This window comes from Exilispira thermophila, from assembly GCF_055389015.1.
This window is the reverse complement of the sequence record NZ_AP042476.1, coordinates 2,881,069-2,905,389: the sequence shown is the minus strand read 5'-3', so window position 1 is coordinate 2,905,389 and position 24,321 is coordinate 2,881,069. Positions and strand designations below refer to the sequence as shown.

Below are 24,321 nucleotides of genomic sequence, written 5' to 3'. Positions count from 1 at the left end.
ACCCCCAATTCTAATATATAGGTTATTTTTATCTATTTTTGGTTCTCTAATTTAATTAATATTAACATTAAAATTGTTAAAATCAAGATAAATCATTTATTGAAAATTCTTCAATCTCATTAGAATTTTCTTTTGTAATTTTTTCATCATTTTCATTTTTTTGCTCAGGTTGACTAATATTTTTATACTGATCAATTAGTTCATCATGCAATTTAGAAAGATCTACTTGCTGTGAAAGTAATGTAAATAATTTAGCATTTTTTTCAACATAATTACTTACTATTTCTGGAATATTTAAAACTAAAGAAATTGAACCATCCCCAAGTAGAGCTACACCTGAAATACCTGGAGTATTTTCAAAAACTTTGTCTAAAGGTTGTAATACAATTTCTTGATCACCAATTAAATTATCTATCAATAAGCATATTTTTCGATTGTTATATCTTAAGATTACAATATACACTAAATTATCCTCTGTATTAACATTTTTTCCTTCCCCTATCAATTCAGAAAGATAAAGTACTGAATATATTTCATCTCTATATCTTAAAACATCAAATTCCTCAAGTTTTTCAATGTTACTTATTGGAACTCTATCAGTTTGTTCAACTGTATAAATTGGTATTGAAAATGATTTTCCATTTGATGTTACAAGTAATACTTCTAATATTGTCAAAGTTAAAGGTAAAATAATCTTAATAGTTGTTCCAAACCCTTTTTCAGAAAATAATTCAATTTTTCCTCTTAATCTTTCTATATGTTCCTTAACAACATCTAGCCCAACACCCCTACCAGATAGATCAGTTACTTTTTCTTTTGTCGAAAAACCAGGTCTAAATAAAAAAGCAAATAATTCATTTTGACTTAAATGGGAATCTCCTTCTATTAAACCAAGTTTTAAAGCTTTATTTCTTATCTTTTCTAAATCAATTCCTCTACCATCATCTGAAATTTCAATTATAATATTACTTCCTTCTTGATAAGCTTTTAATACAATATTTCCAACAGGGTTTTTACCTAAAACTTTTCTTTCTTCTTCAGTTTCTATACCATGATCAATCGCATTCCTGATTATATGAGTTAATGGGTCCTGGATTTCATCAATAACCTTTTTATCAATTTCTGTTTCAGCACCAATTATTTTTATTTCAATTTTTTTATTGAGTTTTTTTGAAAAATCTCTAACAACCCTTTTAAATCTATCAAAGATAGTTCCAATTGGAATCATTCGTAATTTCATTACTATATTTTGTAATTCATCAGTAATTCTATATAATTCAGTTTGTGCTTCTTCAAATAGATTTAAAACTTCCTCTTTATCTCTACCTTCTCTAATGTATTCAATATTTTGAGTTATTTTAGCTCTATTAATTATAATTTCACCAACAAGCCTGTTTAGAGTATCTAATCTTTCTACATCTACTCTTATGGTATTTTTCCCAATAGAAGAAGCACCTGATGAAACAACATTTTCTTTAGTAGTAGCTCTTTTTTCTTCTATTTCACTTTTACCACTTTCTGTTTCTTCCATCTTAATACTTTCTATTGCTTCATCATCAGATATTTCAATTTTTTGTAGAATTATCTCCTCTATTTCATCAACATCACATGCAGTTCTAATTGCTTGCTCAGGAATACTTGTGTTTGTTTTTATTAAAAAATGTGTTTCTTCAAATAATTCAGGATTATCCATTAAATCCATATCTGGTTTAGTAGAAATTATATCTCCAGTAGCTGATAAATTATTATATACAAGAAATGCTCTAGCATACATCATTGGTGAAGATTTTAATATTCTAATTTTAACATAGTATAAATTAATAGATTTTCTTAATGAATATAATTCAAATTTTAACTCTTCTTCAATATCAAACAATTTACATATTTGAACAAAGTTTAAATTTTCCTCTGTTTTATATTCTGGTTCTTTTATTTCTTCTTCTAGTTCAATATTTTGATTTATAACTTCTTCTTTTTCAGATGAATTTTTAGAAATTAAAGTATCTAAGTTATTTATAATATCATCTATCTCTTTTTTTAATTCATTATCAACAGGTAATTCCTTTTTTGTATTAGCAATATAATTAAGTGATTCCGAAATAAAATCCACTGTTTTAAATAATTTATCCATTATGTTAGAATTTATCTCAACTTTATTAGTTCTAACATAATCGATTATGTCTTCAAATTTATGAGCTAAATCTGATAAATTTTGAAATCCAATTATCCCTGCCTCAGATTTTATTGAGTGTAAATATCTAAAAATAGAATCTATAATTGTCTTACTATTTTTATCAGACTCATATTCTAATAAAGCTGCATTCAAACTTTCAATAAGATCATATGCTTCATCTAAAAAAGCATTTATATATTTTTCCTGTATTGACATATTAAGGATCTCCCATAATAATTACTTTATTTAATTTTTCTAATTTTAACCAAAATAATAATATTAAGAATTTATTCATAATCAATTATATAAATTATTTTGTTAAATTACAATATTTTCTCCTGAAAAACGTTTACAATAGACTTTACCATCAGTAAGATCAAATAAAACTGTTCTTCCTTCTTTTCCAAGAATATCTTCCCCAATAACAGGAATTCCATAAATCTCAAGTATCTTCTTAACAACTTTAATATTTTCTTTACCTATTTCTGGAAACACAGATTCATTTGAAGAGAAATAAATTTGTGCTCCCCCAAAAATTTTTGCTTCTAGATTTTTTATGTTAACCCCATATTTTTTCAGCTCTTTAATTATTATCGGTAAGGCTGTGTTTGCAAATTTAAGTTTATTTGTAGAAATCTTTACTTTTTTTGGCAACATTATATGACATAAACTACCTATTCTAGATTTTCTATCATATAAACTTACTGCAACACAACTTCCTAAAACAGTTTTAAATTTATAAGGTGGTTTAGCAATTTTATAATCTGCTATTTTAATATAAATAATATTTTTTATTTCTCTGTTAATACTATATGATTTGCTTTTATAATTTTCTCTTTTTTCTATATCTATTGCACTATTCCGATTTTTTTCTACTTTATTCCTGTTTAAAAGTTCTATTGTATAATTGTTATTTAAATTATTCATAAGACAAATTCAATTTCTCCTTCTCTTCTGGTAAAAATAAAAATAAACCTTCAATATCATTTGAAGAAACAACAAATTTAGAAGATATTAAAAATATCTCATCCTCATTTTTATATTGATCAAAAATTATTTCATTTATAATTGAAGCTTTAAATGAGTATGAAAAGGAGGGGGTAGAAATCAATATTTTTTTATTTAAAAGATTTGATATTGCTGAAACAAATGACGAAACAAATATAGAAGCCACAGATTCAAGGCAACTTTTAGAATTTTCAGAAAGTTTTCCCTCTTTTTCTAGAAAATCCTTACTTCTATTAGTAAGTAAATTGTAAATCTTTTTAGCAGAGTATTCAGATACAACAAAAACCATTTTCCCTGGTAATATCTCATTAACTGTAAAGACTATACTTATAGCTTTTTCTTCTTCATCTCCACTTAAAAGAGGTAACTCATTTATAAAAACATCCATTGCTTTAAAATCAGATAATTGAACATCTTCATTAAACATCTGAATAAGTTTTTCATTTACTTCATTAGAGGCAAATTTAATATAATTATTAAATTCATCAATATGAACTTTTTTTTCATTAACTTTATTCTTTTTAAATTTTGAAAAAAACTTTTTAAAAAATCCCATATTTTTCCTCTTCAAATATTTTTAAAACTATTTTTAAAACAAACTAATTTGTTTTTCATTTAAAATATAACGAAATATTGTCCAATTTCAAATAATTAAATCTATTTGGTATTGCAAATAATGTTTCAGCATGCCCAATTAACAAATAACTTTCATGGTTTAATGATTTATAAAAATTATCAATAACATATTTTTGATTTTTTCTATCAAAGTAAATTAGCACATTTCTACATAAAATTAAATCAATGTTTTCAGGGTAAAGATCTCTAATTAAATTATGATGAAAAAAATGCACATTTTTTATAATTCTTGGAGATAATTGATACTCTTTATCATTTATTTTTGTAAAATATTTTATTTTTATATTATCATCCAGCTCTTTTAATTTTCTATTACTATATTTTCCAATTTTTGCATTTTGTAATACCTCAGTATTAATGTCAGAAGCAATAATTTTTACTCTTTTCAACACTCCTAACTCGTCAGCAAGTATTGCGAGGGTATATGGTTCTTCTCCACTTGCACATCCAGCAGACCAGATTTTAATATTTTCCTTTCTCTCTAAAAGTTTAGGAAAAATAATATTTTTAATATCTTCAATATGCTTTCTATTTCTAAAAAAATAACTTTCATTAGTAGAAACAACATTTATTAAATGTTCAAGCTCTTTATAATTTTTAAGTAAATACTCATAATAATCTTCGTATGAATTTATTTTTAAAGCAAATAACCTTTTTCTTATTCTATTAGCCAGTAATATTTTTTTTGATGGTTTAATATATATACCTGAATTAGAATAAACAAATGAAGTAAATTTGTTAAATAATTGTTCTGAAAGATTTTTAGTTATAATCATTAACCTTCTTCTTTTGTTTCACCAAAAAGTACTTTTTCTATTCTAAGAATAATAACTAGTTTTTCTTTTATCTTCCCAATTCCATAAATAAACTCAGACTTCAAACCAGAAACAGTTGGTAGGGTTGGTTCAATCTCAGAAGTATCTATTGTAATAACTTCTGAAACTGTATCTACAATAAAACCAAATTTTCTATTATCAATACCAACAATTATAATTTTTGTCTTATTTGTTATCTTTGTATCCTCTATACCAAATCTTTTTCTTAAATCCAGTACTGGGATAACTGCTCCTCTCAAATTAATAACCCCTTCTATAAAAGGTGGAGAATTTGGAATAACAGTTGGTTTAGAATATTTTTCTATATAGAAAACATTTTTAATTGGAACAGCATATGTTACATCACCAACACTAAATAAAATAATTTGTAACTTTTCTGAAGTTTTATTTAAATCATTTTCCATCTACTTACCCCTTTTTTTTATTTTTCCTATATTTCTTTTTAAGGTCATCAAGTATAATACTAGCTCTTTTTCTAATGATATCATTATCATCTTCTATTAAATAATAAATTTTATCAAGTAAAACATCTGGATCATATTTATATAGTATTTCCATTGCTTTAAGTCTAACTAATTCGTTTTTATCTTCAAGGAATTCTTTTAAAATCATTGCTCCTTTTGAACAATAGTTGAATTCTATAAGCTCAATTAAACTAAGTTTAATGTTTGAAGATTTTTTATCTTTTAAATATTGTAAATCATATATTATTTTTTTTCCAAATCTATTTTTAATCAATTTTAAATAATATATAATCATTTCTTCATTGTTTTCATTCTTAATTGCATGTAAAATATAGTGATATACATTTTTTTTATCTTTATTTATTAAAGCTTTTGAAGCAACTTTTTTAACGAAACTATTATTAGACTCAATCAATCTTTTCCCAAGTTCATTAACATCTAAAGATAATGTTTGTTTGTCAATACTAATTTTATCAACATCTTTTGATATGTTTATCAAAGTTGAGTAAGATTTACTTTTAATTTTTAAACTTAATTTTTTTATTAATTCATTAATATCAATAACATTATCTTTTTTACCATATTCTTTTTCTAAAACGACATCATATTTTAACCTTGCTTTAGGATTAGATAAAACCTTAAATGCTTTTGTAATGTCTTTAAATTTTTCTTCTGCATCTGGATCTTTATTAACATCTGGATGATATTTTAAAACAAGTTTTCTATATGCTTTTTTTATATCTTTCATAGAAGAAGAGGGAGTTACATTTAAAATTGAATAATAATTTGAAAGCAATTCTCCCATTAATCCCCCCTTAATAATTGATCTTGAATTATTTCCTGTTTTCTTATTTCTAATTCATCTTCATAATATTTTAAATTTTCATATAGGTCTCTTAATTTATCAATATTATCTTTATCAATCTCTTCTTCTACTTGTGAAAATATCATATTCAATTCTCTTTCTAAATCATATTCAATATTCTTATTATCAATTTCACTTTTTAATCTTTTATAAAGTTGTTTAACTTGATTTCTAGTTTTTACTATTTCTTCAAAGAACTTATCCCCTATTTCATTTTCCCTTGCAAGACTAACCAATCTTTGAATCTCTTCTTGAGTTAACCTCCTAACTGAATCTATAATTATTTCATGTTTAACTTTTGTATCAACATCAAATGCAGAAACTTTTAATAAACCATTTACATCAATAGCGAATTTTACTTTAATTTGAGGTTCCCCTGCTTTTGCTCTCCTTATACCAGAGAGGGTGAATTTACCTAAATAAATATTTTCTTTGCATACTTTTCTTTCACCCTGATAAACATTTATTTCTACCTGTTTTTGATTATCAACAATAGTGGTAAATGTCTTTGTGTTATCTGTAGGAATAGAAGTGTTTCTTTCAATAATTGGAACAAATAACCCTCCATCAACTTCAATACCCAGAGATAGTGGAATAACATCCACTAAAACTAAATTATCAACATCTTTATTAATAATTGCTCCTTGAATAGCAGCACCCAAAGCTACACACTCTTCAGGATCAATTTTTGATTCAACTTTTCCAGGGAATAAATTTTCCAATTTATTTCTTATCATAGGTATTTTTGTTGATCCACCTACAAGTAATATTTTTTTGATATCTTCTTTTTCAAGATTCGCATCTTCTAAAGCTTTATTTACCAATTTCAAAGTATTATTTACAAGATCTTCAATTAAATTTTCAAAATCTTCCCTCTCTATCTTATATCTTAAATGAATTGGCCCTTTTTTATTTGCTGTAATAAATGGAATGTTAATTAAAGCTTCTTCTTTTTCTGAAAGCATTATTTTAGTTTTTTCAACTTCTTCAATTAGTTTTTGCATTGCAAATTTGTCTTCTTTTAAATCTATTTTGTTTTCCTGTCTAAATTTTTCAACTATAAGATTTAACAATCTATTATCAAAATCTATTCCACCTAATTGATTATCTCCAGAAGTAGCAATAACACTAAATACACCATCTCCTACATCTAAAATTGATACATCAAAAGTACCTCCACCTAAATCATAAACCATTATATACCCATCAAAATCTTTTCTGCTTAAACCGTAGGATAAAGCTGAAGCAGTAGGCTCATTAATAATTCTTTTAACATTTAATCCAGCTAATTTTCCTGCATCAATTGTAGCTTTTCTCTGGTTATCATTAAAATATGCAGGAACAGTAATAACTACATCTTCTATCTTTTCATTTAAATATTCTTCAGCATCATTTTTAATCTTTTTTAAAATCATTGCTGAAATCTCTTCAGGAGTATATTTTCTATTGTTTATTTCAAATATCCTATTACTACCCATGAATCTCTTAACTGAACTAATTGTTCTGTCTGGATTTAAAACAGCTTGATTTTTAGCTTTTTTACCAACTTTTATTTTACCATTTTCATCTATATAGACAACCGATGGGGTTAATTTTTCATTCTCAGAATTAAGAATTACAACAGATTCATTAAACTCATAAACTGCTACAACAGAATTAGTAGTTCCCAGATCAATCCCAATAATTTTTCCCATTATTTCAACCTCTTCTTAAGTTTAATGTATTTAAGTGCAAAATTTATTTCTGCAATTGATTTTTGCAATTTATTCGATATTTCTTCAATATTAAATCCATTTTCATACATTCTATATGCTTTTTCTTCCCAACCAAGATTTAATTTCGGTAAATCTTCACTATCTTCAATTTTTTTACTATTATCGATAATTTTTGATTTTTCATTATTATTCCTGTCCATATTATTTTTTATATTTTCTTTATCATTATTTTTTTTGTTATTTTGATATCCAGCTTCTTCATTTAGGATTTTTTCATTAATATCATTATTAAGTTCAATACTTTTCCTATTTTGATCATAACTTTTGACACTATATTTTTTAATTTTTTTAATCCTATCATCAGCTTGCTTTACTAAATTTTCCAGTATTGTAATATTTTTGTCTGCTTCTTCAGTAAATGCAGTTATAATATCTTTCATCTCTTCTGTTAAATCTTTCTTTACATACTCTTTTTTTATTTTATTGATTTGTGAATACAAAATAATATATAATAATAAACTAATTGTTATAGTGATTAAAATCGATGTAAAAAGCATAAATTAACCCTTATATTTTTTCTTCAAAATGGTGTTCATCATCAGATAAATTTTGATAGTAATGATTTTTCTTTTTGTGCTGGTTTCCCTTTTTATAAGGGGTTTCTCCTAATATTTTCTGAATTTTATTTCCTTGCTCAATAATTTTCTTTATACTTTCAATCTCTTTTTTTTTAGTTACTGCTTCTTGTTTTAATTTTTTATCTTTAATCTTCTCAGTTTCCTCTTTTCTTGTTATTACATTTGATACTCTTTTAGACATAAAATTAATTCTAGCAAGCATATTCTGAAAATCAATTGGTCTTATAGGCATTTGGTACCCTTTTATAACCTTTTATAAAACTAAAATATAATGATTTTAATTAACCTAATTAATATTTATTTTGTTAATTTTCCTCTTAATGATAACATTCTTTTATCAAAATATTTCTTATCAAGTTTAGCAGCTTCATATGGACCTATTTTTATTTCACCATCTTTTTCATAGAAGGTACCTGTTCTTAATTCATTGGTAACTTCAAATTCACTATTCGTAGTTTTAATTATTACACCTGGATAAACAACTGTTTTAACACAAACTCGTCCATCAATTTTAGCTTCATTTATTGATTCTTGCAATTCATTTCTTCTTTCATTCATGTTTTTTATTGCTTCTTCAAGTTGATTTAAGGTTTCCTGTTTTTCCATTAACATCTTTTCTTTTTCTTCAGTCCAATTTTTTCTACCCTTTTTCTGAACTTCAAGAGTTGTTATATCTCTTTTTAAATCGTCAATCTTATCCATTGATTTATACACCTGGTCAGTCAATGATTCAAACTCTTTTCTAATTTCAGGGAAAATCCCAACTTCTGCAATTGTATCAGTGTAAGATATAGCACCTAATGTTCTGGTATTAATCTCAAAACCTGCACATGTTCTCCCACCAGCAATTTGTGCACGTCTTCCAAAACAAACTATGTATTCATTTGCTTCTACATTTGAATGCAAAAGATGATCATCAACAATTACAGATTTACCAGCAAAAACATTCGCATTCTCTACAAATTTTGCAAAAATATTACCTGAAGCTTTTATATATGCATCAGTTTTACCTGCAATACCTTGTGCTATATAAATGTCTGCATCAGATACCAATTCGGCTTTTCCGACACTTCCTCTGACTTCAATATTTCCTTTAGCTTTTACAGACATACCATCTTCTACTGAACCATGAACAACTACAGAACCAACAAATACAATATTACCAACTTTAATATTAACATTTCCTTGAATATGTTTTACAGGTTCAACATGAATCCTTCCCCTTTTTTGAAATACATGCCCATCTATAGCAGCTCTTAATTGTAATCCATCTTCAGACAATATTGTATTTTCTCCTGCTGGAATTTTTCTATCTTTACCTGGTTTTGCTTTTAATACCTTACCAGTAACTGTAAACCCGTCTTCTCCCAAAGAATAAGGAATTTTCTCAACAAGCAAATCTCCCTTTATAACATTGATAATTTTTTTTGATAGATTTTTTATATCATATTTATTTGTTTTAATTATATTTTGAGCAGCATTTCTTATCTGCTCCATATCGAAATAATATTTTAATTTAGCATCTTCACCATCTTTTGCTTTCTTACCTTTAGCTACTGTAATTTGTTTATAATATATTTTTTCATCACATATTCTTTCAATTTCATCATCTAAAATTCCATTAATAACCCCATTTGCATCCAATAACTCCTTAATTTCATGAGGCAAGTATTCAAAACCATTAGCTTTTGGGGGATAAACAACAATAGTTGCTTTCATTTCATCAGAAGAGATTGAGATTTGAGCTTTAGCAGAACTTTCTTCAATCCCATTAAAAGGACCTATTGATACATACATATTTTCTTGTTTTGAAACAACTGTTTTAACCAATTTATCATCATATTCTGTTATACCTTTAGATTTTAAATAATTTATAACATCTTTATATTTAATTTTTATTCCATCTGAAGATTTTGGTGGAACTACCTTTAGCATTACACCTTCTCTTGATAGAATAACAAAAAATTTACCATCAGGGTCAACAACAGGTTCTACTGACAAATTCTCTTCAAGTGCAAATTCCTCTTCTTTCTCAGTAATTTCTTCCTCTTTTATTACTTTATATATTAAAATTTTATATGGTTTTTTATTTAATCCAAATACACCTTTTGAACCATATTCTAAAACTTCATATTCTATCTCATCAATAGTTGCATTTAATTTTTTACACCCTTCAGAAATTGCTTTGTCTAAAGAATAAGCTTGTATTTCTATTTTTTTACTTTCTCTTCCTAAATTTAATGATTTCAACATATTTTTTAGTTTATCCATATATAGACCCTGCTTAAAATTATTATAGTTCTTTCTTTTATTATAGGTAAATAAAACAAAAATATCAATTATTTTTAAATTATTGATAATGTAAAACTTTTGAATGAAACTAAAAAATAGAATGATATTTTAACTTAGTCTTTTTATTTTTTATTTTTTCCAGTTTCATAATTTAGATGCCTTGTTATTTTTGTTTTTAACCTGAAAATAGCTTTTGTGTGAAGTTGAGAAACTCTTGATTCAGTTATATTTAAAACCTGTCCTATTTCTTTTAAAGTTAACTCTTCATAATAATATAAAATTAATACTTTTTGTTCTTTATCAGGTAGTTGTTTAATTGCATTAGCTAAAACCTTAACAATCTCCTCTTTTTCAGAAATCGAATCAGGATTTTTATGTGATGGGGATTCAATTGTATTAATAAATTCAATTGATTCATTATCTTTGTTTTGTTTTGTATAAACATCATGTAAGGACATTATAACAGTACCATTTACATCAAGATACATCTGCTGTAGCTCTTTTAATGTAACTCCTAGTTCTGCAGCTATTTCTTCATCAGTGGCTGAACTTCCTTTTCTCTCTTCAATTTTATAAATTGCTTCTTCAAGCAACTTTGTTTTATGTCTAATTGTCCTTGGAATCCAATCCAGATTTCTCAATTCATCATAAATAGCTCCACGAATTCTTGTCGTAGCATATGTATTAAACTTAATTTTTTTGTATGGATCATATTTCTCTATAGCATCAAGTAAACCTATAGCACCATATCCCATTAAATCATCAAATTCTACAGCTCCTTGTAATTTAAAAGCTACTTTTCCAGCTATATGTTTTACTAAAGGTGCATATTTTTTAACAAAATGCTCCCTTATTTGCTCATTTTTTGTTTTCTTATACTCAATCCATAACTCTTCTTCAGTTTTATCTTCAAACACTAACCCCTCCCTGAAATTGTTTTTAAATATAATAATTATAATATAATTTATTCAATAATACCTGTTTATATCTATTTTATAAATATAGATTTATTATAAATATTTATTTTTATTATTACTATAATTTTAATTATTTATAATAGTTATTAAAATAAACTTTAATTATTTTTTCCTACTAAATAAAATCTCTACTAAATAAAAAACAACTTATTTAAAAAAAATAAACAAATAATTAAAAAGTTAATATAAATCAATTTATAAAATTAATAATAAAAGAATAAAAGCTACAATTAACCCTCCAATTAAGGCCAATAAAAATGAAGTAGAAATTTTAAACCCTTTTTTATTCATTTGCTTAGAAGATTTTTTTTTCTTTTCCCTCTCTTCATTATATTGGTATTCACCTTCAACTTTTACATCATTCCCAACAATCAATTTTCCATAAATACCAGGGCCAAACTCTACCATTATTTTTAATAACTCTTCATCAAGTTTTTCTATATTTGTAATTGTTGCACTTAAGGGAACCTTGTTACCATCTTCATCTATTCCATGTAAAAGTTTGGCAATATAATTTCCAATATCTGAATCATCTATTATTTTTACTTTTATTGAATCACCTGGTAAAAAGTTTGAAATAGAAAAACCATTTATAGGTGCATACTGGGGTTCACACTCTAAAGTAATTAATTGATATTCGGAACCTATTTTAGTATCACTATGTATTTCTGATTCATTTTCCTTATCCTCATCATATTCATTTTCAATCTTATTTAATTCATCTAAATCTTTAATCCCCTTACCAAACTCAAATATATCAATTTCCTCTTTCTCTACTTTTACAGAAATGTTAACATCAGCAGTTAAATTAGAAACGATATTACTAAAAGCTTTTATCAATAAATTTTTATTTTTATCATAGTTTTTAGAAACCTTTTCTAAAAAATCAACAAACTCAACTTTTGATAATTCATCTCTAAAATGATTATTGATTTCCTCTTCACTTTCATCTTCACTAATATTTTGTATTATCTCTTTAGTATTTTCAATTATCTCATTCCATCTGGAATTAATATTTATATTTAATATATTTTTATTGTTTGAAATAAAAAATTCACTTCTTTCAATTTTACCACTTTTTTTATTGTAAAATACTAAAAATATTCCAAATTTTAAAATATTATTACATACAAATTTCCCTTTAATTATAAATATATCTTTATCAATAGAATTAATTATTTTTTTTGAAGCTTCAATATCTCCGCCTGTAAATATTAGTAATAGTTTGGCAAGTTGCTCATCACATCCTGTTTCACTTACAAGTTGCTGAATTTTTGAATTATTCATTTTCCTATACCTTTGTTTATATTTTATTTAAATTTTATATCATATTTAATATTTAATTTATTTTAATCATATTTTTGTTTTATTTATTTAAAAAATATTTAATATTATTTTAAATTTTACTGCTTAAATTATATCTCAAAAGATAAAATTATCCAACTATTTTTCATGTTCTTCATTCAAAAGTCCTTTTATTACTTTAGCAATCTTTTCAGGATTATTTTCAATTTTCTTATTATTATTTAAATAGATATATTTATCATCAACTCTTTCTATACCTCCACTGGAAACTGCTTCAGTTGAAAAGGTAGAAATAGAACCTTTTTCTTTTTCTACTTTTTTTAAATCAATATCCTTATCTTTAATAATTGTTTCAGGAGCAGATAATCCTTTATTTAAACTAATTTCTTTTTTTTTTCCTTTGACTTCTTTTTCTAAATCGCTTAATATATCATTTTTATCATCAATAGTTTCCTTGTTATTTTCAATTGTTTTATTAACTATATTGTCTGATATTTTTTCTTCTTCTCCATTTGAAGTTAAATCTTCAACTATATCTTTTTCAATAATTTTTTCATCTATTTTGCCTAGCTCAATTTCATCTTCTTCTTCACTTAATTCTTCATTTTCCTCATCTTCTTTAATTTCTTCATTAATTGGATTTTCAATTTCATTTTCCTCAGATAAAGAAGATGTTTGCTCCTGACTTTTTTTAAAAATATCTTTATAATCTAGATTTTCATCAACATTTTCTTTTAAATTAGAATTTTCTTTAGTATTTAAATAATTATCTAAAAAAACAAATACTGCTCCTAAACCTCCCATTACTAACATTGATATCAATGCTCTTAATAATAAAGTTTTTACAGAAACAGAAGCTACTAAAGAGGCTATCAGGGAAAAAATAAATCCAAACACAGCTAAAAAAATTATTACAAAATATTTTTTTTCCATAATATTAAAAATATACCAATAAAAAAATTAATATTCAAAAATTTCAAATATCCTTTAACCATAATAGCTAAAAAATTTCTTTAAAAAACCTGTAATCCCCTTACCCTCGACAACATTTATATGTTCCAGTTGAGATAACACATGTTCCAGACCTATAGATGCTTTACATTTTGGATTTAAAACATAAAATGGTTTTTGTAATTTAACCGCTTTTTCTACAAAAGGATCTTCCATTATAAAACCTAAGTTTTCAACTTTTATTGATAAAAATTGAAAAGCAATATTAATTATTCTATCAGCTACTTTTCGGCCTTCATAAATTGATTTAACTCTATTAACAACAAGTTTTATTATTATATCCTTTTCAAGTGAATAAATCGATTTAATAATACCATATGCATCAGTTATTGCTGTTGTTTCAGGTGTCGTAACAATAATTGTTTCATCAGAACCTAAAATAAATGACAAAACATTGTTTGAAACACCTGCACCTGTGTCAATTATAATTATATCTGCCCAATCTAAATCAGCTAAAGAATTTACAAAATACTCTCTTTGCTCATCAGTAAGGTTGGCAAGTTGAGAAAATCCTGATGCACCTGCTATTATTTTAATCCCGTATGGTGTATCAAGCACAATATCTTTAAATTTCTTCTTATTTTTAAATACTTGATAAAGATTTGCTGTTGGAATTATCCCTAGAATTATATTCACATTTGCAAGACCTAAATCTGCATCCATTACAATAACTTTTTTCCCTAATTTAGAATATGCAATAGCTAAATTAACAGCAAAATTTGTTTTCCCTACTCCCCCTTTACCAGAAGCTACTGCAATTACCTTTGTTTTTGTTTTTATTGGGGATTGAGACTTTTGTTCCATTAATTTTCTTAATTTTTCAGCCTGATCAATCATAGACCTTTTCCTCCTGGAATAATAAATCCATAACATACTTTTTATCAGGTTCAATAAGAGTATCTACAACTTCCTGTCCATTAGTCATATATGCAATAGGATACTTGTTTTTCCATAAAGCTGAAATAACTGAACCTATATAATTTGTTTCATCTAATTTTGTCACTATTATTTTATTATAATTTAAAAATTTAAACCTCTCCATAATATCCAGAATATCATTATACTTTGTTGTTGCCGAAATTGTTAAATATATTTTTAAATTTTTCTTTTTCACATCTATCCTATCTTTGATAATAGCTAGATGAGAATTATCTTTTTGAGATGTCCCCAAAGTATCAACAAAAATAAGATCTGTATCATCAATTATATTTTTTATAAACTCATCTTTGCTATGTATCACCTCACACTGTACTTTTAATATATTAGCATAATTTGAAAGGTGATCTACAGCACCAATTTTATATTGATCAATTGTTAAAAATTTCATAGACATATCACTATAAACTCTAAATTGAGTTGCAATTTTTACTAAAGTTGTTGTTTTCCCAACCCCTGTTGGTCCAACTAAAACAATTACATCTCCTTTTTTTACTTTATTTTTCTCATCAATTTCTATATTTTTCATTATTTTTTCATATGTTTTCTCTTTAATTATATTAATATCAGAAGCTTCCTCAAATGTAAGCTCCTTTTTTAAATTTTTCTTTAAATATTTTATATATTCTTTAGAAAATTCTAAATTTTCAAGAGAATCAAGATATTTATCTACTAAAGATGATTCTTTTATTTCCTTTTTATTTAACAATTTATCAATCTTCTCTTCCATTACTTCAAGTTTCTTTTTAAGCTCTTCATCAGTAGTTTCAAGATTTTCTTTTTTCTTATTTTCGTTCATTTTTGGTTTTTCAATAGAATTATTTACTGCACCTGAATTTAAAAGATAATTTTCATTTATATTTTTTTTAGTTTCTATAGTTTTTTTTATCTTTTTCCTAGCATTATCAGACAATCCAGCAGTAACAACATACCAGTTTTGTTTTTTTAAAAATCCTCTTTTTTCTTGTTTTACATTAATAATATATACATCATTCCCATATTTTATTCTTAATTGTTCTCTAACTTCTTTTAAACTTTTTCCCTCAACAATAAAGTAGTTCATGATTCCCCCTAAGCATTAAAATTTGCATTTATTTCATCAATATAATTTAAATCAACAAAAGGCGATATTTCATCAAATGATAAAAATATTGTTTTTGGTATTAATCCCTTTAAAAGATTTTTTAAGTGTCTTCTTAATCTTGAAGAAACTAAAATTATAAAGTATTCATACCCTTTTTGATAGCATTCTTTTTCTTTATCAATTACTATATTAATCAATTTGTTTAAAAACTCTGGATTGATTGATGTGACATTTGTTCTCTCAACTTTTTCAAATTCATCAGCAAGGTAATTTTCTAAAGAAGAATTCAATGTATAAACATTTAATTTATTATTTTCATCAACATATTGTTTACATATCTGATTTTTTAATCTCTGTCTAATAAATTCAACCACAACTTCAGGATTGGTTACATCTTTCCCATAATCTGCAATAGTTTCTAATATTGTTGATATATTTCTAATAGAAACTTTTTCAAGTAACAAATTTTGTAGTACTTTTTGAATAAATCCATAATTTACTGACTTTTCAACCTCAGAAACTATTGTTGGGAACTCTTCTCTAACAGAATCAATAATCTTTTTTACTTCCTCTCTACCAAGTAAAGAATCAACATTTTTGAGTAAAGTTTCAGTTAAATGTGTTATAATTACAGTAGCTGCATCAATTACTGTATAACCAAAACTTTCAGCTTTATCTTTATCTTTATAGTCAATCCATACTGCAGGTAAATTATATGAAGGTTCTTCTACTTTCTCCCCTTCAATTTCAGAAGAAACAGCTCCAGGGTTTATTGCAAGTAATTTATCAGGATATACTTTCCAGGTTGCAACTTCTACTCCATGTATTTTAATAGAATATTGGTCAGAATCTAATTTCAATGAATCTCTAACTACTATTGTTGGAACTATCATTCCATATTCATAAGCTATTTGATTTCTAACATTTCTAATTCTATCAAATAAATCTCCGCCTTGAGACTTATCTACAAGGGGAATTAATGCATATCCAATTTCCAGGGCAATTGGTTCTATTGGAGTAAGTTTACTAACAGTTTGTGGTTGTGTCTCTTCTTCTTCAGTTTTAGCTTTTTCTTCTTTTTCAAGTATCCCTGTTTTCTCTTTTTTAGTTAAAAAATAAGCAAGGCTACCAAATAATGCACTTAACATTAAAAATGCTAAAGTAGGAAATCCAGGGAAAAAAGCAAATATAAATAATGTTGCTGTTAATATCCATAAAGGTTTAGAACTTTTGTTAACCTCTTTTTGAATACTTTTACCAATTGTGTCATCTGCTACTGATCTTGTTACAATAATACCAGCAGCAGTTGCATTTAAAATTGATGGAATTTGCGAAACCAATCCATCACCAACTGTTAATAAAACAAAAGTTTTTGCAGCTTCAGTTGCATTTAATTTAAATGAAAGAATACCAATAAGAATACCACCAATTGAGTTAACAAGTGTAATAAAAATTCCTACCATAACATCACCAGAAATGAATTTAGAAGCACCATCCATATTACCATAGAAATCAGCTTCCTGTTGTAACTCTAACCTCTTTCTTATTGCTTCTTGTTCAGTTATTAAACCTGCTGCCAAATCCGAATCAATAGCCATCTGTTTTCCTGGCATAGAATCTAAAGCAAATCTTGCAGCAACTTCTGATACTCTAGTAGTACCTCTTGAAATTACAAGATACTGTACTGCAATTAAAATTATAAATATTATTAAACCAATTACATAATTTCCCTTTACAACAAAGTTACCAAAAGCTTTAATAAGATGCCCATTAAATGATGGACCCTGTAAAAGAATAAGCCTTGTAGATGATACATTTAATGCTAGTCGAAATAATGTTAAAATTAATAACAATGTTGGAAAAATTGACAGATCCAATGGACTTTTTGAAAAAAGAACAAGTAACATTACTAACAAAGAGATAGCTATAGATAAACTCATAAAAAAATCAAGCATAAAAGTTGGTAAAGGTATAATTAACATAACTACTATAGTTAAAACACCAATTGCTATCATAAAATCAGGCGATTTTAAAATCTTACTAAATGTATTGGTTCTTAATGTATCAGCCATTTAATATACTCCAATCATCTTGAAAACTTTTTTTCTTTTTATAAACAATACTTAAAATATCTGCAACAGCAGCAAAAAGGTCATATGGGATAAGATCTCCAATATCAACTCTTTTATAAAGTTCCCGTGCTAAAGGTTTATTCTCATATATAAGTATATCATTATCTCTAGCAATTTCCTTAATTTTTTGAGCCATTAAATCCTGACCTTTTGCAACAACTTTTGGAGCATCATCAATTCCCATTTCATATTTCAAAGCAACTGCTATGTGTGTTGGGTTTGTTATAACTACATCAGCTTCTTTAACATTAGATAAGGATTTTCTTTTTAATATCTCCTGCCTTTTCTTTTGCAAAGCACTCTTAATCTCTGGATGACCTTCCTGTTCAATGATTTCCCTTTTCAATTCCTCTTTACTCATCTTTAAAGAATCAATATACTCCCATCTTTGATAAAAATAATCTATTAATACCATTAAAATTATTAAAATCCCAATTTTTAATATTAAACTCTTTATCAATGAATAAAAAAACATTATTGTTGTTTGCAAATTCTGACCCGAAGATTGCAACATTTTAAATATATTTCCATTTAATGAAAAAAACAAAATAGATAAAGCTCCAAACACTAAAATAAGTGACTTTACAAAACCAATTATCCCTCTTCTACCAAAAATCCTCTTAAAATATTCTGAAAAATTTGGAATAATTTTTTTTAAATTGGGTGATATAAGTTTTGGAACAAACAAAAATCCTACCTGAGCTATATTTGCTGCTATTCCAACAATTAAAGTTGTTGCTGCAATCGGTAATAAAATTAAAAAGAACTCTTTTACTCCATATAAAAAAATTGTTCTAAAATTATTTTCATTAACAACTAAATCATTTTGAAAATAATATCTAAAAATATTAACTATATGATCTGAAATAAAAGGTAAAGAAAAAAACAAAGCTGTAAAACCAGAAACTACAACAAACAACGATACAATATCCTGAGATTTTAATACTCTTCCCTCTTTTCTTGCTTCCTGTTTTTTTCTTTCTGTAGGAAGTTCAGTTCTCCCTTCATCCTCAGCTGCAAAAAATTGTAAATCAAATTCATAAGTCAAAATTTCATTCTTTAATTTTAAACCTAAAAATTCCATATTTTCTAAATTTCTTTAATTTATTATTCTTTATTTTATTTATTTGCTTTAAGCAAATTATTTTGTCTTTTGCACACTTTAGCTATTTATAACATGCACTTTTTTTATTATGTTTACATACTTTTATTTATATCATGTTATTTTTATTATATTCTTGATTGTTTTTCCTACTCATTAAATTTATTTAATCTTTTTTTTAATACTAAAAATAATAAATAAATCATGCTAATAAATTTATCCATTTCAATATATTGATAAACATATTATCAAAAATAGTTTTTGTTAATCCAGTTAAAAATGGAATATACATTAGTAAAATAATAAAACCTACAATAACTTCTATATTTAATCCAATCATAAATATATTAATTTGTGGAGCAAACTTTGAAATGATACCCAAAATTATGTTTACAATCAAAAGAGTAGCCATAATTGGAATTGCAATTTGTAAAGCAATAATAAAAAAATCCTTTATAAGTTTAACTACATCAGGATACATATAAGCAGTTTTAGTAGTAACATTTACAAAACCCACAATGTCAAATGACCTTCTAATAGCAACAATGATATATTCTAAACCATTTATTGAAATAAACACAAATGTAGCAAATATTGAAAAAAGTTGAGCCATAACAGGAGCTTGAATTTCTGATAATGGATCTACTACTTGAGAAATACCCAATCCCATTTGAAAAGAAAAAAACTGTGCTGCAAGCTGAAAAGATGTAAATATTATGTTTATAAATAAACCAATTGAAACCCCTATTAAAAATTCATTAACTATATAGAGTATATATTTATATGTTGTATCTGGTAAATTTATCCCTTTATAATTCTTATATACCATTGAGTAAATAACAATTGAAAAAGTAAAAGATAATAATAATATTACTCTTCTTGGAATCAATGAAGAAGAAAATATTGGTGATGATACTGTCAAACCAACTATTCTTACTAAGATTAAAAGAAATATAGGAAAAATTTGTTTAGAATAAAATTGTACCATCTTACTTTCCTACTTAATCATATAGGGAATCAAATTAAATAAATATGTTGTAAAATCAATAAGTTTTTTTAATATCCATGGACCTAAAAAAATAATAGTACCAAATATAGCAACAATTTTAGGTACAAAAGTTAAAGTTTGTTCTTGAATTTGTGTAGTAGCCTGTAAAATTGATACAAACAACCCTACAATTAAAGATGCTAACAATATAGGTGCTGAAATCAGTAACATATTGTATACTGAATTTCTCATTATATCCAATACAGTTCCAAGATCCAATTTTCCCCTCCAAAAATTTCAGAAAAATATTTAAAAAATAACAATAATTATAATTCTACTAAAATCACCCTCCAAATGATTTAACAAGATTACCTACAATTAATCCCCACCCATCAACAAGTACAAACACTATGATTTTAATGGGTAAAGAAATCATTACTGGAGGTAACATTATCATACCCATTGACATAAGAGTAGCAGAAACTATCATATCTATAATCATAAAAGGTAACATTATTAAAATACCCATACTAAAAGCTGTCCTTAATTCAGATAAAATAAATGAAGGAACTAAAACATAAGTAGGTACATCATCAGTTGTTCTCGGTCTTGGTAAATTTGCAGTTTTTAAAAAAAGTGCAATATCATTTGGTCTTGTTTGTTTAAACATAAAATTTCTTAATGGTTTTACACCATCATAATATAATTGATTCAAAGAAATTTTCCCATCCATATAAGGTTGAATTGCATTTTCATTTATTTGTTTAAATGTAGGCATCATAATCATTACAGTTAAAAACAAAGCTAAACCTGCCATAACCTGTGTAGGTGGCATTTGTTGAGTTCCCAATCCTCTTTTTATAAAATCAAAAACAATAATAAGTCTAACATATGAAGTTAATGAAATTATAAGAGATGGTGCTAATGATAACAAAGAAATAAGTAACAAAATTTCTAATGAATTAGCAACCTGTCTTGGGTTTTTAGCTTGATTTAAATTAATATTTACATTAGGGATAGGGAGATTATTATCCTGAGCAAATATTGAAGTAGAAATAAAAAAAAGCAAAAATATAATAACTAATAAAAAATATATTCTTTTTGAGACATATAAAACCTTGAGAAAGCGCTTCAATTCCCCCTCCCTATAATGAAGAAAAATGGAAAATATCAATTTATAAAAAATATAAAATAGTTTTAAAACTTGTCAATACTAATTTTAAGTTATTTACTATGTTTTAACTATTTATTGGGAATTTTATAGTAAAAGTTGCTCCTCTATTGACCACTGAATCAACAGTTATTTCAGCATTTAATTCTTTTAAGACTTCTTTTATTATAAATAACCCAAATCCTGTTCCTGATTCTTTAGTTGTATAAAAAAGGTCAAATATTTTATCAAGTTTATCTTTTTCTATTCCAATCCCTGTATCAGTGATTTTAAAATAGATATATTTTGCATCACTAAAAGTTTCTAAGATTATTGTACCTTTACCTTCTATAGCCTGGCTTGCATTAATTATTAAATTAGTAAAGACCTGCTCTATTTTCTGTGGATTTCCGTTAATTAAAGGAATTTTATTTAATTTTTTTACTATTTTTATCCTGTTTTGTGTAAAATTTTTTGTAATCTCAAGTGATTTTTCAATTAAATGATTTAAATCTACTCTATCATTTTTAGATGTATCTTTTTTAACAAAATTACGAAAAGTTTCAATTATTTCAATAATTTTTTCAATACCAATAGTTGAAGATTCTAATAATTTTAAAATATTTTTTTTAAAATCATAATATTTAATATTTTTAATATTTATTGTATTTATATCTTTATATTTATTTTCAAGTGAAGTAAAGAGTAATTTTAATAAATCATATAAAAGACCATTATTACCTTTTAAATAAGTAACAGGGGTATTAATTTCATGAACAATTTGTCCTGTTAAAATTCCCAGAGAAATAAGCCTATCAGAATGGATTAGTTGTTGAGTTGAAACTTTAATTTTCTTTTCCAGATCTTCGTTAATAGTTTTTATCTGTTCTATAGCATTTTTGTATGTTAAAATATTTTTGATTTTAATAGGTAAAATTTTATTAACCACATCTTCAAGAAGAGGTTTAGTAAAATAATCCCAACACCCCATTTTTAAAGCTTTATAAATAGATTGGTAATCATCCAAAGCTGAAATAACAATAATTGGTATTGATTTTAAAAGTGATATTTTTTTCATATTTTCAAGGAATTCGAAACCATCCATAACTGGCATAATAATATCAAGCAAAATTAAAGAAATATTCCGGTTATTAACAATATCAAGTGCTTGTTTCCCATTTTCAGCTTCATAAATATTTATATTTTCAATATTAGATAGAGCTTTAATTAATATAGTTCTATTAATATTTTCATCATCCACTATTAAAACATTAATCTTCTTCATAAATTATTCTTTTATTAATTATTTTATAAATTATAACAACAATTTTCAAATTTTCAATCTTTTTCTTTAACATTAATTAAATTTTATACATTAGTTCATAATATTCCTCAATAGTTCTTTTTATATTAAAATAATCTATGGTTGTTTCTATACTTTTATACATCATTTTTTCCCATTTTTCACTATTTTTATAAAATGTAGGAATGACTTTGTTCATCAAAACTTCATATAACTCTTCTAAATCATTTTTATCTTGAGCTTCAATATCATCGCTTTCAAATCCATTTCCAAACTGCCATCCATTTTCACCATCTATACATGCTTCATCCCACCATCCATCTAGGATAGATAAATTTAAAACACCATTCATTGCTGATTTCATTCCAGAGGTACCTGAAGCTTCCATTGGCCTTCGAGGATTATTTAACCATACATCTACACCTCGAGTTAAATATCTACCAATTTCCATATCATAGTTTTCAAGATAAATAACTGAATTTTGGAATTGCTTTTCTTTTTCTAAAAGGTCTTTTATAATTTTTTTACCATTATCATCAAAAGGATGAGCTTTTCCTGAAAAAATAATCTGAATATCACCTTTTTCCAATAATGGATTAATTAAATCCTCTTTTAGAAAAATTAAATTTGATCTTTTGTAAGGTACAGCTCTTCTTGCAAACCCAATTAAAAGTTTATTTTCTTTTAATTTTACCCCTTTCTTTTTGTAAACAAAATCAATTAATTCTTTTTTTAGTATTTTATGAGTTTTCATTAAATCTTTTTTAGTTCTATATGAATTTAAAATCCTTTCATCTACCCATGTTTTAATATGGATTCCATTTGTAATACTTATAATTTTGCTTCTAGGTTTTATATTTTTCCACATTTTATTTGCAGTAACACCATGAAGTTTTGATACAGCATTTGAAATTTTTGCTAATCTTAAAGCAGCAACAGTCATATTAAATGGATCTCCACCAATTTCAATCATCTGTTTTTTTGATAAACCATTAAAAGCTCCCATGTATTCTAAAATATTTAAATTATGTGACTCATTACCCTGAATCACAGGTGTATGAGTTGTAAAAACAATTTTGTTTTTCACTTTTTCCATTGCTTTAGAAAAAGATAAACCATTATTTATTTGTTCTTTTAATAGCTCCAATCCAGCAAAAACAGCATGTCCTTCATTAAAATGATATACATCAGGGGATATACCCAATGTTCTTAAAAGTTTAACCCCACCTATACCAAGTATCATTTCCTGTGCTATTCTTTCTTCTTTAAACCACCCATAAAGTTGCCCAGTTATCCACCTATCTTCTCCATTATTATCTTCAATATCAGTATCTAATAGATAAATTGGATTATTTCCAAAATTCTCAACTTTCCAAGCTTTAGCAAATACTTTATGCCCCCTGATTTCCACCTCAATTTTTATACCAAGATCTTCCATATTGTCATATTTATAAATTGGATATGTATCAACAGGTTCTCCATTAATAACTATTTGATCAGTATATCCCTGTTTCCACTTCAAACCAATTCCAATAATTGGCAAGTTTAAATCTTTTGCACCTTTTAAATAATCACCTGCAAGAATACCAAGACCACCTGCATAAAGTTTAATATCAGATCTTAAACCATATTCCATGCAAAAATATGCAACTAAAGGTTCATTCTTCATTTTTTACCTCTATTATTTTTATTTGTTATATGTTTTT

22 protein-coding genes are annotated in these 24,321 nt (G+C 25.5%); all 22 read right to left on the bottom strand.

Features of this window, described 5'->3' with window-relative positions; genetic code table 11:
* Nucleotides 1–82 precede the first annotated feature (82 nt).
* Nucleotides 83–2,389 (bottom strand): chemotaxis protein CheW, encoded by a 2,307-nt coding sequence (locus ACZ5EC_RS12395; protein WP_464302793.1) that lies wholly within the window; start codon nucleotides 2,387–2,389, stop codon nucleotides 83–85.
* A gap of 102 nt (nucleotides 2,390–2,491) precedes the next feature.
* A complete protein-coding gene (locus ACZ5EC_RS12390) occupies nucleotides 2,492–3,100 on the bottom strand; it encodes a chemotaxis protein CheD (protein ID WP_464302792.1) in 609 nt (202 codons plus the stop codon).
* Nucleotides 3,093–3,737 (bottom strand): chemotaxis protein CheC, encoded by a 645-nt coding sequence (locus ACZ5EC_RS12385; RefSeq protein ID WP_464302791.1) that lies wholly within the window; start codon nucleotides 3,735–3,737, stop codon nucleotides 3,093–3,095. The genes ACZ5EC_RS12390 and ACZ5EC_RS12385 overlap by 8 nt, the downstream gene beginning before the upstream one ends.
* Before the next feature lie 55 nt (nucleotides 3,738–3,792).
* A complete protein-coding gene (locus ACZ5EC_RS12380; RefSeq protein ID WP_464302790.1) occupies nucleotides 3,793–4,593 on the bottom strand; it encodes a CheR family methyltransferase in 801 nt (266 codons plus the stop codon).
* Nucleotides 4,593–5,057, bottom strand: a complete 465-nt coding sequence (locus ACZ5EC_RS12375; RefSeq protein WP_464302789.1) for a chemotaxis protein CheW — start codon at nucleotides 5,055–5,057, stop codon at nucleotides 4,593–4,595. Before ACZ5EC_RS12375 ends, ACZ5EC_RS12380 begins: the two co-directional genes overlap by 1 nt.
* 4 nt (nucleotides 5,058–5,061) lie before the next feature.
* Complete coding sequence (locus tag ACZ5EC_RS12370) at nucleotides 5,062–5,922, bottom strand: HEAT repeat domain-containing protein (RefSeq protein ID WP_464302788.1); 861 nt, start codon at nucleotides 5,920–5,922, stop codon at nucleotides 5,062–5,064.
* Nucleotides 5,922–7,676: a molecular chaperone DnaK gene (gene dnaK / locus ACZ5EC_RS12365; protein WP_464302787.1), complete on the bottom strand. Its 1,755-nt coding sequence runs from the start codon at nucleotides 7,674–7,676 to the stop codon at nucleotides 5,922–5,924. Before dnaK ends, ACZ5EC_RS12370 begins: the two co-directional genes overlap by 1 nt.
* Nucleotides 7,676–8,254, bottom strand: coding sequence for a hypothetical protein (locus ACZ5EC_RS12360; RefSeq protein WP_464302786.1), 579 nt, complete (start codon nucleotides 8,252–8,254; stop codon nucleotides 7,676–7,678). The genes dnaK and ACZ5EC_RS12360 overlap by 1 nt, the downstream gene beginning before the upstream one ends.
* 10 nt (nucleotides 8,255–8,264) lie before the next feature.
* Nucleotides 8,265–8,567, bottom strand: coding sequence for a hypothetical protein (locus ACZ5EC_RS12355; RefSeq protein ID WP_464302785.1), 303 nt, complete (start codon nucleotides 8,565–8,567; stop codon nucleotides 8,265–8,267).
* Nucleotides 8,568–8,632: 65 nt separating this feature from the next.
* Nucleotides 8,633–10,606 (bottom strand): FapA family protein, encoded by a 1,974-nt coding sequence (locus ACZ5EC_RS12350; RefSeq protein WP_464302784.1) that lies wholly within the window; start codon nucleotides 10,604–10,606, stop codon nucleotides 8,633–8,635.
* A 143-nt stretch (nucleotides 10,607–10,749) separates the two neighbouring features.
* Nucleotides 10,750–11,544, bottom strand: coding sequence for an RNA polymerase sigma factor WhiG (gene whiG, locus ACZ5EC_RS12345; protein WP_464302783.1), 795 nt, complete (start codon nucleotides 11,542–11,544; stop codon nucleotides 10,750–10,752).
* A 255-nt stretch (nucleotides 11,545–11,799) separates the two neighbouring features.
* Complete coding sequence (locus tag ACZ5EC_RS12340) at nucleotides 11,800–12,891, bottom strand: DUF4899 domain-containing protein (RefSeq protein WP_464302782.1); 1,092 nt, start codon at nucleotides 12,889–12,891, stop codon at nucleotides 11,800–11,802.
* Between the two features lie 156 nt (nucleotides 12,892–13,047).
* On the bottom strand, nucleotides 13,048–13,842 hold the full coding sequence (locus ACZ5EC_RS12335) for a hypothetical protein (RefSeq protein WP_464302781.1): 795 nt from the start codon (nucleotides 13,840–13,842) through the stop codon (nucleotides 13,048–13,050).
* Nucleotides 13,843–13,896: 54 nt separating this feature from the next.
* On the bottom strand, nucleotides 13,897–14,757 hold the full coding sequence (locus ACZ5EC_RS12330; RefSeq protein WP_464302780.1) for a MinD/ParA family protein: 861 nt from the start codon (nucleotides 14,755–14,757) through the stop codon (nucleotides 13,897–13,899).
* Complete coding sequence (locus ACZ5EC_RS12325) at nucleotides 14,750–15,919, bottom strand: flagellar biosynthesis protein FlhF (RefSeq protein WP_464302779.1); 1,170 nt, start codon at nucleotides 15,917–15,919, stop codon at nucleotides 14,750–14,752. The genes ACZ5EC_RS12330 and ACZ5EC_RS12325 overlap by 8 nt, the downstream gene beginning before the upstream one ends.
* Nucleotides 15,920–15,927: 8 nt before the next feature.
* On the bottom strand, nucleotides 15,928–18,012 hold the full coding sequence (flhA, locus tag ACZ5EC_RS12320; RefSeq protein ID WP_464302778.1) for a flagellar biosynthesis protein FlhA: 2,085 nt from the start codon (nucleotides 18,010–18,012) through the stop codon (nucleotides 15,928–15,930).
* A complete protein-coding gene (gene flhB, locus ACZ5EC_RS12315; RefSeq protein WP_464302777.1) occupies nucleotides 18,005–19,156 on the bottom strand; it encodes a flagellar biosynthesis protein FlhB in 1,152 nt (383 codons plus the stop codon). Before flhB ends, flhA begins: the two co-directional genes overlap by 8 nt.
* 220 nt (nucleotides 19,157–19,376) lie before the next feature.
* Nucleotides 19,377–20,162 (bottom strand): flagellar biosynthetic protein FliR, encoded by a 786-nt coding sequence (gene fliR, locus ACZ5EC_RS12310; RefSeq protein ID WP_464302776.1) that lies wholly within the window; start codon nucleotides 20,160–20,162, stop codon nucleotides 19,377–19,379.
* Nucleotides 20,163–20,171: 9 nt separating this feature from the next.
* A complete protein-coding gene (gene fliQ, locus ACZ5EC_RS12305) occupies nucleotides 20,172–20,441 on the bottom strand; it encodes a flagellar biosynthesis protein FliQ (protein WP_464302775.1) in 270 nt (89 codons plus the stop codon).
* A 64-nt stretch (nucleotides 20,442–20,505) separates the two neighbouring features.
* Nucleotides 20,506–21,297, bottom strand: coding sequence for a flagellar type III secretion system pore protein FliP (gene fliP / locus ACZ5EC_RS12300; protein WP_464302774.1), 792 nt, complete (start codon nucleotides 21,295–21,297; stop codon nucleotides 20,506–20,508).
* Nucleotides 21,298–21,400: 103 nt separating this feature from the next.
* Entirely contained in the window at nucleotides 21,401–22,597 is a 1,197-nt protein-coding gene (locus ACZ5EC_RS12295) for a response regulator (RefSeq protein ID WP_464302773.1), read from the bottom strand.
* 76 nt (nucleotides 22,598–22,673) lie between these two features.
* Nucleotides 22,674–24,284, bottom strand: a complete 1,611-nt coding sequence (gene glgP / locus ACZ5EC_RS12290; protein WP_464302772.1) for an alpha-glucan family phosphorylase — start codon at nucleotides 24,282–24,284, stop codon at nucleotides 22,674–22,676.
* Nucleotides 24,285–24,321: the final 37 nt, after the last annotated feature.